The organism is Leptospira levettii, from assembly GCF_002812085.1.
Lineage (GTDB): Bacteria > Spirochaetota > Leptospiria > Leptospirales > Leptospiraceae > Leptospira_A > Leptospira_A levettii.
Window position 1 is genome coordinate 1 of record NZ_NPDM01000006.1, and the last position, 14,322, is coordinate 14,322.

A 14,322-nucleotide genomic window follows, 5' to 3' on the forward strand; every position below is an offset into this window, starting at 1 on the left:
TCTAAAGGGATGAATAACTTGAAAGTGTTACCTATGTCTTGCTACAAAAGTGTTACCCATGTCCTGAGGCATACATTTAACATATGGCGTATAACGAACTAGCCTTAACGACGTAGGCTGACCCTGAGTCCCTGAAGGGGACGTTAGGGACTGGCACGTAGTTTGCGGATGCAAACGAGTGACAGAAAGCCTATGTGTCGCAGACCGAGCGAGGCCTCGTGCCGAAGCGAAGCGTTAAGGTGCTGTTATGCGACGTTTTATTGGTTACAGTGTAAATCAATATATTCTTTAAATTTTTTATTTGCACTATGGTATTCATTGTAAACAAGAAAAGGTATACTTAACAGGGGAATAAGCCCATCATTTCCAATGGCAAATCCAATTATTAAGGACAAATATGTTATTCCTGCGGGTGCTGCCCATTGATTCTCTCGATGCAAAATTAATTGCTTTCTGATAGGGAAATAATAGGCACTACATTCAGGAGATTTGTTGCTTGGAAAGTCAGGAATAGTAACACAATTTGATTGAATTAATGTTGAAATAAGTATAATGATATAGATTTTACGCATGAATTGATCGCCCTTAAGTTTGTATCTTCAATTAAATTTTCAAATTTTTGAGTTCTAATTAGTCCATAAAAATATAGTGTAAGATTGTCTTTTTCGAAGATATTATCTGAATATATTAAATTATGGTTTTTGTACACTGAATAATGTATGTTAATGGAATATTCAAGTTCTCTGTAATGTATTGGCCAATATCCAGTAAATGGAAAAATTACTGGTAAACTTAGCCAATAATTTCTTACTTCGTTTAAGATAGGTTTCATCAAGATGTCAATTTCATAAAAATCCTTGTTTTCGTTTTTTGAATCAGAGAATATTACATTATTAGAAATAAAATAATCATTTTTTAGATAGGAAGTAAATGTATACTTCCATGCTGGTTGAATTTCAGCTAATAGTTCATTTTCAATTTGAAAAGTTCTGATAGACAAATTGATTTTAGTTTCTTTATTCTCAACTTCTGAAATTTTAACGGGAGTAGGAAGTTGTCTAATATCTAAAGTACAAGAAAACATGAAGAAGAAAGAAATAATGAAGTAACTGGATTTATTTTTTTTCATTTTGATTTCATTTTATAAAATGTCGCATAACGAATGATCTCTGTATTGCGTTTAAAGTTTTTTGTTGTTTAAAAGGCGCATTATGGGTTAATTTTAATTTTCTGTCTGATCTTTGTATTTCGTTTAACAGGTTTTGAAGGTGTTTTACTTGTATTGTATTTTTGATTCAAATTTTGTATAAAATCAGTGCTTGCCTATTTATGAGACATAATATCCTATTTTGGTTCGTTTGAGTTTAGGGATTAGCATAGCTTCGCCCCCTCAGTCCCATTGAGTAAAAAGTGAATCTGATTCTTAATTCGAATATTTTGAGTTCAAATATTTTTTTGTTTGGCGGTCTTTTTTCTCATTTAACAAGAGAATCTTTGAATTTTTTTGCCTAATTTTTTTGTGATTTATGCAATAAAAATGGAATTCGCTTTATTGATAGTTTTGTTGTAGTTTTGATTTTTTTCGAATGAGAAGGGTAAAAATGTTTCTTCGCTAATTAGAATATCAAAGTTTTTGAAAGTGGAAATTCCGATCCAAATCTCTTTAAAACATTTTACCAATAAATTTCTGTAGTATTTTTCATCATATTTTGGCGTTTCGTTGGTCATTCCTTTGAAATTCGGAATCCAATTTGTATCCTTGTTTTGTGACTTGTCTAAAAACTGATCAATTCCGTTTGTATTTAGGATTGGAGTATTTCCGTTTATTTTGTTGTTTGTTTCTTTTGTTTGGGTTGTTGGATGGGTTACAATCTTATCTTTCTTTTGTGTTTGGTTCCTGAATTTATGTTTTTCAGAATAGTGTGGTGGAGTAGGATCCATTTCGATTTTTTTTCTGGTGGATCGTATCTTTTCATTTTTGTTTAATTTTTTTTCCATTCGTTCTAAGGTTAGATACCTATCTCCTTTTTTTTCAGATTTTTGGTTGATAACAATGTATTTGATTTTTTCGCCAGCTTGGACACGAACACCCATGCCAAGTAGGTCTTTAACGGCAATGGTGCTAGGAGCATCAACAGTATAATCTTCTGGTTCTTTTGAAGTAGATTTTTGGATTACCAAATCTTTCCAGTTAAGATCGCCTGTTACAAGTTTGTTGTCATAATGATAAAAGATTTTCATGATCTCAGATTCTTTTTTTTGCATTTCAGCAATTGTTTTGAATTGGCACATCCATTGGATCATTTGGTTTTGAGCATCACGAATTAATTTTGGAAAGTCTTTTCTTCTTGTAATGATGCCTCTTCCTTTGAATTGACCATTTGTAAATCTTCCCATATAACGGTTTGCCACTGGTAATTTTTCATCCTGCGTGGAGGGTGGAAAACATAACCAAGAGTAAATCCCTTCTACTTCCATTCTAATTTTTGTACGTTTTTCAATTTCTAAACAAATAGTTGTTAGATCTTCTTTTGTAATTGGACTTTTATCTTTTTTTTGAATGAAGATACTATCTGTGATTCCATGTACAACTTTGTATTGATATTCTTCAGATACTTCTTTAGCAGTGATTAGTTTTTCTCGTCCAAAAGCGGTAACAGCTTCATGACTCTCGAGTTTTCCAAATTTAGCATTTCGGTAACCTAGATAACCAAAAGAGGTAACTAACATCCATTTTAAACTTGATTGTTTGGATTGAATATTGATGGAATTGGGATGATTGTTTTTTTTTTGTTCTTTATAATGATTTCGTCTTTGGACTATGTGAGCCAATGCTTCCGAAACAATACCTTTTCGTTTAGAACAAATACGATACCCAAGTGACGGCACCTTTTCTATGTCAATTGAGTTTTCGCAACAGAGGCAGTTGATTGTTTCAGGAGAGATGTTATGAGTTACCATGATACTCGGATACATTTGAGAAAAATCAAGTTGTGCGACGTTTTCTAACACAAATCCATTTGATATATCGGCTTGGAAAACAAGTCCTCCTTTGTCAGCATTTAACAACTGCAAGGCAGATTTCTCTGATTCAAGAGCACTTTTTTGCCAAGGCACAAGGTAGTTCATTCGTAAGGCAACATCAACTTCAATGTAAGTGAGTGCTTTTCCTGTGGAAGCTCTTGCCATTTTTTGTACAGGTAGTCTGGATATACGTGAAAGTTCAATGATTCCGATTAGTTCTGCTTCTTTGTATACGAAACTATTTCGCGAATCAATATGCCATCTACCAAACAATGGATAGGAAGGTGCTCTGTATACAATGGTACCGTAGGTGTTAAAACTTGTTCCTTGTGTTTGGATGGAACGTCTAATTAAACTAGTTTTATCTCTATCGAATTCAGTAGTTAGGTGGTTCTCCTGAGCTGTTTTGAATAAATAGGGAAAAATAACTTGGTCTCCAAAAGATGATAGAACAATATCTGGATTGTGTTTTAGAAAGATTTCGTTTAGGTTTTTAATGAGTGTGATGCCATTGCCTGTGGGGATATTGTAGTTTTCATTGGAAGTTTCGATAATTAAGTTATTTTCACTAAAGGGATGTCTATGGCTTTTTTCTAGGTAAAGAGAAATTGCACGTAGTTCTGGAACTTTATAGTCCAACTCATTTATATCGGTGAGAGATTTAATGGTTTTAATTTGATTTAGTCTATTTTTAGAAACTTCATATTCTAAAGTAACATAACAAAGAGGATAAATTTTTTTATCTACCATGTAACCTGTGGTGATTTCAATATCAGAATGGTAGATATCATATTTACCATACAAATTAAAAAGTTTGTTTGTAATCTTGGGAAGGAGTTGTGGTTTTGAGATGACAAGTTTCAAAACGGGTATTGTTTTATTTTGGTAAAACAGTATTTTTTCTGTAAAGTTCGGTATTTCTGCTAAGGCATCTAATTCATAAAATCGTTTGACTAGTTTTTTTAAAATAGTGGGTGAAGCGTTTGCATAAATAACAGGAAAATACTCGTCAACAAAAAGTTTTAATTCACCTGAGTCAGATTTGATCCAAATATAAATTTTTTGTTCTGAGTGGTAGATATCAAATAGATAACCATTGTAAGTTTCCATTTTGAATTGGACTTTAGTTTATTTCAGAAGTATTATGATGGGAATTAATATTTGCTAATGTTTTTTATTCCGGGATTTTCTTTTTAAGTTCATTTAGCTCTTTTTTTAGTTCAATCATCATTGATAAAAGCATGGAATCGATTGGATAGGGGAGTGAAGCCATCACACCAGCTTGCACCTGTAATTTGGCTATTCGAATGAGATCATCGTAAATCTCTTGGTCCACTTTTCTGAGTGCCCTTCTGAAATCAGATAGGTTTTCTTCGATTTGTAACATTTGACGTGAATAAGGGGAAATTGTTCTGCCCATTTTATGCTCCAGTGATAGATGTTTTTCTTGTACGGATCCTTGAGAGTCCTTTTTCTGTTTTGAGTTCCCATAGAGTTTGGGAAGCCCGTAAAAGTTTTGGGAAAAAAAGTTTAAAATTTTTGTGAGAATAAGTCCATGATTCAATGATAAGGAGAGGAACATTTTCTGTTGGAAATTTTTCAATAAAACCAAGCATCAAATTTAATAAATAAATTCCTTCGTCATCTTTTACGTCCCCATCCAGAAATTGTTTACAAGGGGCTAACAAGAAATAGATGGTGTTATCTCTTTTTTCTTTCAAAATATTTTGTAGAGCGTCTAGGATTTGGTAAGGGGTGAAGGCTCTTTGGATTTGAATTTGTTCCAAAAAAGGTTCTGGTGCTAGGTTTTGTTTTCTTGTTTCTTCTGTGATGGTGAAGGGATTGAAGCGGATGGCACAATCCAAGTTAAACACCTGGAAACCTGAACAAACCAGAGCGTACTGCCAGTAGTGAGCAAGTTTGTACATTCCCCTTTCTCCCGTCAGAAGTCCCAAATCCTTTTGGTTCCAATTTTGGATGGGTTCGTAGATATTTGTGGAAGAGTAGTGGGTTTGTTCTGCGAGGTCCATGATACTATCTATATGTATAGTAAAAATATGTAAAGTGAAATTTCCTTCGTTAACTTTTTTCACTCCCTGTAAAAATCCGAAGAACAGGATTTAAAGAGACATAATCCGAAAAATTATCTAGGAACCGTTATGGATCCTTCGCAGATCCAATTGAGACTCAATGAAAATCAAATGTTTGAAGACTGGTATTCGAGTAGAGGATGGAAAGGAAACATGAAAATAAACTTTGGATGCAAAAAGAAAACGACCAACATCGATGAATGCACGTTTGGTGGTCGTTTGTTTGTGAGGGAATTTTAAAGCGGAGGAACTTCTCCAACCGTTTTGACACCAGTCACAAAATACCTGGTTTCAGCAAAACAACTGAAAGGTACACCAATGTGTTCTTCATATTCCAAAACTACTCGTTTGCCGATAGAACCATTCAATTGTTCGGCTATCGATTCATCACGGATACTGAAATAAAATTTTTCGGTCATAGTGCCTGGCATGGTCACAAGTGCCATTTCGCCTTCCCAAGTTTTACAAACCCAACCCTTTTTGGAGAGTTTTTGGATGTAACCGGCACGGTCTCCTTCCGAATAACTCCAAGTGAGAGTAAGCCAAGTATAACCCGCAAACAGAATCGCGAGTAAGATGAGGAATAAACTGAAACGAAAGATGAATTTGCCCATATATTAATGCTGAAGTATGCCACTGGAAACAAAACTTTCAAGACAATATTTCTTCGAATCTTGGAAACAAACCCTAAGAGATTGAGTTCGCGCCAGGGATACGGAGGGCTTGGTCTGCCCATGGCAGACGGAAGCGAACGCGCACCCCGGAGTAGCCCGGTCCTTACACGAGAATCGATGGGTGATGGGTTGGATGAGGCGCCAAAACCATAAGGCGGCCAAAAGATGAACAAATTTTCAAAAAAATGGGAAAGTAAAGGGAAACGATTGAGAAATAAGGGACTTCATGGTAGAGGAGACTCATTGGGTGGCGGGTCCAGTTCCCCACCCAAATCGGGCGGGGATACCACCGCAAACTTCTTGCCAAACTCCAATTCCTATCCCAAACTAACACCTATGCATCAGAAATTTTTGATTTTATTCGTATCGTTTGCTATTGTTAGTTGTTCAACTGGGGCATCTTACCAAAAACCAGAAAACGCCAAGGCCACCAAACAATGGGGTGTTGTAGAAGTAAAAGAAACTGTAAAAAGTATGAGTCATTCCTTATCAGTATATTATAAAACAGAAATGAAGACTGGATTTTTAGAATGGAGAAAGTTACAAAATAGTACCTCGGAACATATTGATACAAAACTCATTACCAATGAAATTCTAAACCAACTTACAAAAGATAAGGTTCCTTTTGTTGATACCTCTGTGCGTGAAGATGCAACCAAAGAAATGGCATTTGGAAAAACAGGAATGGTTTCATCTGATTCTCGATTGGCAGTTGGAAAATTCAAGTCACCGTCCCACCAAATCAAAGGTGAGATCAATGAAGTGGTTAATTTTGAATCAGGAACAAAAATTCAATACATCACTGTGACTCTTTTTCTGGTAAGTTTGGAGACGAATCAAATCGTTTGGAGTGAACAAACCAACTTTCTTAAAAAAAGCCGAGTGGAAGGTTACGGGTTCTGACCATCTGGTACAAACCCAAACCTAACTTTGATTTTTCCCATAGCGGGCGTAAGGTGGTAAGTGACGGGGCCTTGGTTTGAAGTAAGGATTGGTTCGTTTAGTTTTGTTTTTGATTTACCAATCCAAACATATTCAGGGAAAAAACGGACATATCTGTATTCATTGGATACATCCAAATCTTCTTTGATATTTTCTTTGGTTTGTCGAATTGATGTTTTTACCCATTCGCTACCAAGTTGATACCCGACAAACATTGTGATGAATCCAAGACCAACGAGATGTTCAGAATGAACTTCTCCACCGACGTAAACGATTCCTGCACCTAATGCAATGATGCTAGCGCTAGCAATAATGGACCCTGTAACTTTTAATGTGCCTTTTGTTCCTTCCTTAATTGCAGTTGCAGACATCAATTGGAAGTATTTAGAATCTTGGACGAGTTCTGAGATTTCATTGTCTCGGATGAGGTGGCGATCATACCATCCCAAAGTTCCTTTTTCCAAACTCAACTGGACGGATTTGGATTTGTCGACAAGTAGGAGAGAACTTTGTTTTCCAGAAGTTGTAAACTTAAGGTTCCTTAGACCTCTGATAAAATTGAGATTGGCAGAAGGATCCATTTCTGGTTCGGCACCTGGACCCCCAAACACAAAGATAAACTCACCATCCAATGGAACCATTTCGTTTGCAAACGAACGTATGGAAGAAGATTGTGGTTTCATTTGAGTGGCTCTTCGAAAATCCACCATTGCTTCTTCTCTGGCACCAGTTGAGAGCCAAAGAGTTGCAAGTAAGAGCCGTAAGGTGGGATCATCAAACTGGCCTTCTGCACTCCATTCCCCACTTAACAAATTGCCTGCATACCTTGCTTGGATTTTTGCTTTTTCATATTCTTCGACTCGTGAATAGTAGAGACCGAGTAAAATATGTAAGTAGATGATTTCTGCTTCTGATGCATAATATCCATCTTCAGATTCCATATAAAAAAATGATTTTAGGGTCCTTGTTGCACTAAATCGTAGGCGTTCTTTACTTGCTTCTGCGAGAGATTCCAAGTCACGGAATTCTTTTCCTCCGGAAAGAAAGGAAAGATGAGCTTTTTCTAATACGGCAATAAAACCTTTTCGTTCGTTTCGGGGTAAAGTTGTAAGAGCATTGTCAATCGCTGCTTTTTTGTAAGAACGAAGAGAATCTTCATAGTCTTGGCGTTTCGCAAGACTTGTACATTGGATTGTGAAAATAAGGAAAAAGAACCAAACAGGAAGAACACGCATCTGGCATATCCTTCCTGTAATTTGAAACTTGTCTATTCGAAATAGGATTTTAGTCCACTTTCAAATTCCACTTCTAGGGATTTGGTTGTCCATTCCCAATGGAAACCCTCCCCTTTGACAGAAAGGGAATTTTTGGAACTTGATGTTCCTAAAGAATAAAATGACAAACCATTTTTTTCAAACGATTCTTTCACTTTTGCTTCATCATTTGACAGATAACTCAAAATAAAACTAGCACCTGTTTCACCAAAACACAAAGTATCGAGTCTTGGGATTTTTGTTTGTAATTCATTTAAGTTGGCTTCGATTCCTTTTTTGCCAACAATCACAATTTTTGCAAGTGCTACAAGAAGGCCACCGAGTGACAGGTCTTTGGCGGATGTCAAAAGTCCTTGTTTGCGACATTGGATGAGGGTATCAATGGTTTGTTTTTCTTTTGCTAACGATATTTTTGGAATGGCACCAGTATCAAGACCTTGCGACCTGTACAAATACTCAGAAGCAGAAATCGTAGGTAAAAAATCACCAACAAGGGCATACTTCACCACTTCATTTGTTTTGGGGTAAGTGCGAAGTCCTTTGGACACGTCATCGATCACTCCCACCATACCGATGGTAGGTGTTGGGAAAACAGGACCTTCTGGGGATTCATTGTAAAAGGAAACGTTTCCTCCCGTAACAGGAAGTCCTAGGAAACGACAAGCATCTCCAAGGCCTCTCACACATTCACTAAACACGTAATAGTTTTCTGGGATGTAAGGATTTCCAAAGTTTAAGTTGTTTGTCACTCCATAAGGCTCGGCACCAGTTGCTGCAACGTTTCTTGCTGATTCACAAACCGCAATTTGTGCCCCTTCGTATGGGTTTAGATACGTATAACGCGAGTTACAGTCAGTGGATACTGCAATCCCTTTTTTGGTTCCAGGGATTCGGACAAGACCACCGTCTTCACCCGGTTCCACCACTTTGACAAGTCCCACTTCTGTGTCATATTGTTCATAGAGTGGCCTTCTGGAGCTAATGTTTAGGGAAGAAAGTAGGCTATTTAGGGCTTGGGGGACTGTGTCTGGTTTTAAATCAGGGATTTTGTTTGGATCAAATTTTACCACCTCATCTAAGTAAGACGGTCTTTTTTCTTCCCTTACATACCTTGGAGCACCTCCACCGAGGACAAGTGATTCTGCTGGGATTTCTGCTTTGAGAGATCCATTTTTTCGGAAGCGCAAAATTCCATCACCAGTGACAGTACCGATCTCAACAGCATTTAACCCCCATTTGTGGAAGATGGAAACAAGTTCTCCTTCTTTGCCCACTTCAGGGATCACAAGCATACGTTCTTGGGATTCCGATAACATGATTTCATACGCATTCATGTCGGCTTCTCTGAGTGGGACTTTGTCAAGATCCACATCCATTCCCGTTTTCCCTTTGGCACTCATCTCGGAAGTGGCACAAGAAATCCCTGCCGCACCCATATCTTGGATTCCCACAAGCAGTTTCTTTTGGATGGCTTCGAGGGATGCTTCCATCAGAAGTTTTTCCATAAAGGGATCCCCGACTTGCACCGCTGAACGTTTTTCTTCTGATTCTTTTGTGAGGTCTTTGGAGGCGAAACTGGCACCATGGATCCCATCTCGGCCAGTGGTCGCACCAACAATGTACACTTTGTTTCCCACTTGGCCTTTGGTAGAAGCTGAAGCCATTTCATCGTGTTTGGCGATTCCCACAGTCATCGCATTGACAAGTGGGTTTTTGGTAAATGTTGGGTGTAGGAATAATTCCCCACCACCCACAGCGATCCCAAGTGAATTCCCATAATCACCTATCCCTTTTACAGCACGAGTGAGTAAGTATTTATTGCGAGGTTCTTTTGGATCACCAAACCGCAGTGAGTTGAGTGACGTAATGGGACGAGCACCCATGGTGAAGATATCACGCATGATCCCACCAACACCCGTTGCGGCCCCTTGGTAAGGTTCTACAGCGGTTGGGTGGTTGTGACTTTCAATTTTAAAAACAACTGCAAGTCCATCCCCAATGTCCATGGCTCCTGCGTTTTCTTCTCCCGCTTGTGCGAGGAGTTTGTCTGATTTAGTCGGTAGTGTTTTTAGTTTTAAGATAGAATTTTTATAAGAGCAGTGTTCCGACCACATGGCGGAAAAAATTCCGAGTTCTGTCGAATTGGGAATCCTTCCTAAGATTTTTTGTATTTCTACAAATTCAGTTTCGGTAAGTCCGTGTTCCTTTGCTTCTTCCAGACTGACTTTCTCTTTTTCCATGGTATATCCTTAAATGAGTTCTCTATAGTTGCGATTGAAATAGAGAAGGGGTGAACCTTCTTTGGTGGCCACAGCTTCCACAAGTCCGAGGAAAATCCAATGGTCACCTGCATCGATGATTTGGTGTACCAGGCAATCCAAAGAAGCTAAGGCACCCTCTAAGATGGGGGCTCCGGTGGAAAGTTTCCTCGGGTTTAGGCCTTCCAAAACAACCGCTTTGTCCAGAGAACCAGAAGCAAAATCAGCGGAAATTTGTTTTTGTTCGGAAGAAAGAATATTCACGGCAAAGTTTCCAGCCGTTTCGATGGCCTCTTTCGCCTTGGAATGTTTCGCCAAACAAAATAAAACTAACGGTGGTTCTAAGGAAACAGAAGAGAAACTAGAAACAGTCACTCCACCTTTCAATGTTTCGGAAGCATAGGTGATGACGGATACACCTGATGCCCAATGGGAAAGAGAAGATTTAAATTGGTCTGTTGCTACTGGCATAATGGCTCCGTATTGACAAATATCAATTTCTGGAAGGATTCTAAAATCGAAATTCCAATTGACCCCACACTATTTTTAAGAGTCTCATTAGGGAAAGGGATTTCCTATGAAAGCACTGACAAAACACAGAGAATTGATTTTACAAGACTTGAAAGAAAGACACGACCATCCTACCGCAAAAATGGTATTTGAGTCGGTCAGGGACAAAGCAGATAAAATCAGTTTTGCCACTGTTTACAACTCTCTAGAGTATTTGGTAGGCCACAAACTCGTAAACAAACTCAATATTGAATCGGAATCCGTTCGTTACGATGCCTTCCTTGACGACCATTCTCATTTGATTTGCCATTCTTGTGGGACCATCCTCGATGTCCCTGCACTCAAACTGGACGAAAGTACAGACTGGAAAGCGATGGGATTTGTGGCAGACCACATTGACATTGTGGTTTCTGGTACTTGTTCTTCTTGTAAGTCCCACTAAAATGTAATAGAAAGGGAGGTTTCCCCTCCCAAGCTTGCCCTATATGGGCATCATCCATTCCCTTTCTCCCGACCTCATCAACCAAATTGCAGCGGGAGAAGTCATTGAATCCACTCATTCCATCTTAAAAGAACTCATCGAAAATTCCATCGATGCAGGAGCTTCCAAAATTGAAATCGCAACAGAAAGTGCGGGCCTTGGCCGTATCCTTGTTTTTGACGATGGACATGGGATCGCAAAAGAGGATCTACCTCTTGCCATCAAACGATATGCCACAAGTAAAATCCAAAACTTCCATGACTTAGAACACCTATTTACCTTTGGGTTTCGGGGGGAGGCACTTGCCTCCATCGCTTCTGTGGCAAGGCTTGTGATTGAATCGGGTACCGAAGGAAACCGCACCGCAAACCGTGTGGTGGTAGAAGAGGGAAAAATTGTTTCGGAAGAAGAAATCCCTTTTTTCCAAGGGACAAAAATTGAAATTAAAGATTTATTTTACAATACGCCTGTTAGGCGGAAGTTTCTAAAAACCGAATCAGGGGAAGAGAAAAAAAATAGAACGAGAGTGCAGACCATGGCACTCGGCGAACCGAACATCAGCTTTCGGTATGTACAAAATGGAAAGGAAGTATTTTTTGTCCAAAAGGAAGAACCTTTGGAACGGGTTCTTTCTGTGTATGGCGAAAATCTCCGTGACCATCTTTTGCCTGTCCATACGAGTCGCAATGGGATGACCTTACGAGGGTTTATCTCCCATCCTGATTTTTATAAATCGTCAAGAACGGGTCAGTTCTTTTTTGTGAACAACCGTTCGGTGGAACTCAAATTTTCAGCACAAATTCTAAAACGTTGTTACGGCGAGTTATTACCCAGTGGTGCCTTTCCTTATGCGTTTTTGTTTTTTGACCTCCCGTTTGAGTTTGTGGATGTGAACGTCCACCCCCAAAAAAAAGAAGTTCGGTTTTTATCAGAAGAAACCATCACGGGGATCCTTTACCAAGGCATCACGGAAGTTTTACGCACATCCACTCCTGTGGAATTTTTAGAAATGCGCCGACGGTTATCCATGCCGATCCCCTATGACAACGAAAGGAACAAATCGCAGTATGGTGGTGAGAGTTCTCCTTCTTTGGGAGGCTTTGGGTATGGAAGTGGGATAAGTCCCTCAGGTTTTGGTGGAACACAAACAGAAGGAAGCCCACTCCTTGGACCAAGCCATATCGAAGGAAGGCCTGGGTTTTCTCTCGAAGGGATTGGGGCAGGAACCAACTTGCATTTATTAGGTGAGAATAGGTCCAAACATCATTTGTTTGTTCCGAAAAAACACTTCGGTGTGATTTTTGAAACCTTTATCCTGGCAGAAGCAGAAGATGGACTCTACATCATCGACCAACATACAGCCCACGAGCGCATTCGTTACGAGGAAGTGTTACGCGACCTCAAATCCAAAGCCTACAAATCCCAAAGTCTACTCACCCCCATTCGTATCGAACTCACAAAAGAAGAGGCCGAAGAGATGATCGCAGAAAAACAAAGATTTAGTGAACTCGGCATCACACTCGAACCATTTTCGGGAGGGACAATTCTCATCCGCGAGGTTCCTTCTTACATTGATCCCGGGAAAGAAACGGAAACCATCCTTGATTTATGGGAGCGGTTCAAGTCCAAAGACCCAGAAGAGAAAGAGTTGTATGATGAGATGGCAAAATGTGTGGCGTGTCGTTCCGCCATCAAAAAGGGAGACCAAGTCTCAGACCCCATCATTGGGGAACTTTTACAAAGGCTTTCCTACTGCGAAAATCCGTCTCTTTGCCCTCACGGTCGGCCAACTCTGATTAAACTGACACGAAAAGACCTAGAGACCATGTTCCACAGGATCTAAACTGCCAAACGAATCCGAAAAACATTGATTGATTTATCGCTTTCGAAATTCTAGGTTCTGATGCCAAGACCCTTAGAAGGCAAAAACATGACCCTGCGTGAGAAGGAAAAAATCCTCCTCCAAAAAATCAAAGCAGGGGATCCGACTGCCTATATGACACTCGTCTCTCCATTCCGAGAGAGACTTTTCCGAAAAGCAGTTTCCATGGTCAAAGACGGCGATGATGCCGAAGACATTGTCCAAGACGCTCTCATTTCTGGTTACAAATCCATTCAAAACTTCCGTGCGGAAGCTGGTGTTTACACTTGGCTCTACCGCATTGTGGTCAATAAGTCCAAAGACCTACTTGCCAAGAAAAAACGTGGCCGTGAAAAACCCATGGATGACTCAGGAGATAACCAATTTGTGGATTCTCGTGTCGGATATGAAAAAAAATTGGAACTTTCTGAAGAATCGAGTTATCTAATGAGTAAGATTGCACTCTTAGAAGATTCCTACAAACAAGTCCTCGAACTTCGTTATTTCGAAAACCTTTCGTATAATGAAATTGCTGAGATTATGGAATGTAATGTAGGAACCGTTAAGAGTCGTCTCTTTAAGGCGAAGGAGTTTTTAAAGCACCTCATCCAGAAAGACGAAAAAGGAGAAGGTTTCTTTGAAAAATAGGTTTATGAATTTAAAAGATTGGTTTCGTGCACAATACCCAGGTCTTTTCCCAGAAGACACCGATTCAGTGGTTTTAGAGAATAAAATTTGTTCTCTTTTCCAACACATCAAAGAAAAGGAAGATACCATCCTACCTCGAATGTCAAATGACTTTGATGTCAGAATGCTGAACCTCTTAGAATCAGTTTCCATCGATCGTCCCACAGAAAAAACCTCCTTCTCCTTTCGGGATCTCATTGAAAACCGCACAGTGCAGTATTCTTTTTCGGCTGTCATGGCTGTGAGTTTGGTATTTGTTCTTTTGAATCGTTCCCAATCGGAAACTACCTTTACCAAAAATGATTCTGCTGGTGTTGTCATTGAACAAAACAACTACCAATATGAACCAACTAGCATTGATTTAAGTGAACCCTACCAAAAACGAGTGTTACTCGATCATTTACGTTCAGCACCTGGATCTGTGTATGGACTTCGTGAACTCGAACTTTACTACGAAAAAACAGGAAGAGATGCTGCAGCGGAAGAGCTCCACCTCCTCATTGAATCCGTAGAAAGATAAA

General features: G+C 39.2%; 13 protein-coding genes. 5 read left to right on the forward strand and 8 right to left on the reverse strand.

Going from position 1 to position 14,322, the window contains the following annotated elements; translation table 11 throughout:
- Window positions 1-532: 532 nt before the first annotated feature.
- The 5 genes from CH354_RS15265 to CH354_RS15285 form a co-directional block, all read right to left on the reverse strand.
- Window positions 533-1,129, reverse strand: coding sequence for an LBF_2127 family putative lipoprotein (locus CH354_RS15265; RefSeq protein WP_100729162.1), 597 nt, complete (start codon window positions 1,127-1,129; stop codon window positions 533-535).
- A gap of 395 nt (window positions 1,130-1,524) precedes the next feature.
- Window positions 1,525-4,134 carry a DNA polymerase domain-containing protein gene (locus CH354_RS15270; RefSeq protein ID WP_100727280.1) on the reverse strand — a complete coding sequence of 870 codons (2,610 nt, stop codon included), beginning with the start codon at window positions 4,132-4,134 and terminating at the stop codon, window positions 1,525-1,527.
- A gap of 64 nt (window positions 4,135-4,198) precedes the next feature.
- On the reverse strand, window positions 4,199-4,444 hold the full coding sequence (locus CH354_RS15275) for a DUF8156 family protein (protein ID WP_100719573.1): 246 nt from the start codon (window positions 4,442-4,444) through the stop codon (window positions 4,199-4,201).
- A 1-nt stretch (window position 4,445) separates the two neighbouring features.
- Window positions 4,446-5,054, reverse strand: a complete 609-nt coding sequence (locus CH354_RS15280) for a hypothetical protein (RefSeq protein WP_100719595.1) — start codon at window positions 5,052-5,054, stop codon at window positions 4,446-4,448.
- Window positions 5,055-5,350: 296 nt separating this feature from the next.
- A complete protein-coding gene (locus tag CH354_RS15285) occupies window positions 5,351-5,728 on the reverse strand; it encodes a hypothetical protein (RefSeq protein ID WP_100719574.1) in 378 nt (125 codons plus the stop codon).
- A gap of 225 nt (window positions 5,729-5,953) precedes the next feature.
- On the opposite strand from CH354_RS15285, the gene CH354_RS15295 reads away from it, so the two are divergent.
- Window positions 5,954-6,691 (forward strand): penicillin-binding protein activator LpoB, encoded by a 738-nt coding sequence (locus CH354_RS15295; RefSeq protein ID WP_243396112.1) that lies wholly within the window; start codon window positions 5,954-5,956, stop codon window positions 6,689-6,691.
- Here CH354_RS15295 and CH354_RS15300 read toward each other — a convergent pair.
- From CH354_RS15300 to CH354_RS15310, 3 genes are read right to left on the reverse strand one after another with little or no spacing between them, the layout of a single operon-like run.
- Window positions 6,679-7,965, reverse strand: a complete 1,287-nt coding sequence (locus CH354_RS15300; RefSeq protein ID WP_100727279.1) for a hypothetical protein — start codon at window positions 7,963-7,965, stop codon at window positions 6,679-6,681. The genes CH354_RS15295 and CH354_RS15300 overlap by 13 nt on opposite strands.
- Window positions 7,966-7,997: 32 nt before the next feature.
- Window positions 7,998-10,244 (reverse strand): phosphoribosylformylglycinamidine synthase subunit PurL, encoded by a 2,247-nt coding sequence (gene purL, locus CH354_RS15305; RefSeq protein ID WP_100727278.1) that lies wholly within the window; start codon window positions 10,242-10,244, stop codon window positions 7,998-8,000.
- A gap of 9 nt (window positions 10,245-10,253) precedes the next feature.
- Complete coding sequence (locus CH354_RS15310; RefSeq protein WP_100727277.1) at window positions 10,254-10,733, reverse strand: flavin reductase family protein; 480 nt, start codon at window positions 10,731-10,733, stop codon at window positions 10,254-10,256.
- A gap of 106 nt (window positions 10,734-10,839) precedes the next feature.
- Between CH354_RS15310 and CH354_RS15315 the strand changes: the two genes are divergently transcribed.
- Genes CH354_RS15315 through CH354_RS15330 form a run of 4 tightly spaced genes read left to right on the forward strand, consistent with a single transcriptional unit; the run spans window position 10,840 to window position 14,321 of the window.
- Window positions 10,840-11,214, forward strand: coding sequence for a Fur family transcriptional regulator (locus tag CH354_RS15315; protein ID WP_100727276.1), 375 nt, complete (start codon window positions 10,840-10,842; stop codon window positions 11,212-11,214).
- A gap of 43 nt (window positions 11,215-11,257) precedes the next feature.
- A complete protein-coding gene (gene mutL, locus CH354_RS15320; RefSeq protein WP_100766528.1) occupies window positions 11,258-13,096 on the forward strand; it encodes a DNA mismatch repair endonuclease MutL in 1,839 nt (612 codons plus the stop codon).
- 60 nt (window positions 13,097-13,156) lie between these two features.
- Complete coding sequence (locus tag CH354_RS15325; RefSeq protein WP_233440819.1) at window positions 13,157-13,762, forward strand: RNA polymerase sigma factor; 606 nt, start codon at window positions 13,157-13,159, stop codon at window positions 13,760-13,762.
- Between the two features lie 4 nt (window positions 13,763-13,766).
- Entirely contained in the window at window positions 13,767-14,321 is a 555-nt protein-coding gene (locus CH354_RS15330) for an LIMLP_12425 family protein (RefSeq protein WP_100719581.1), read from the forward strand.
- Window position 14,322 lies beyond the last annotated feature (1 nt).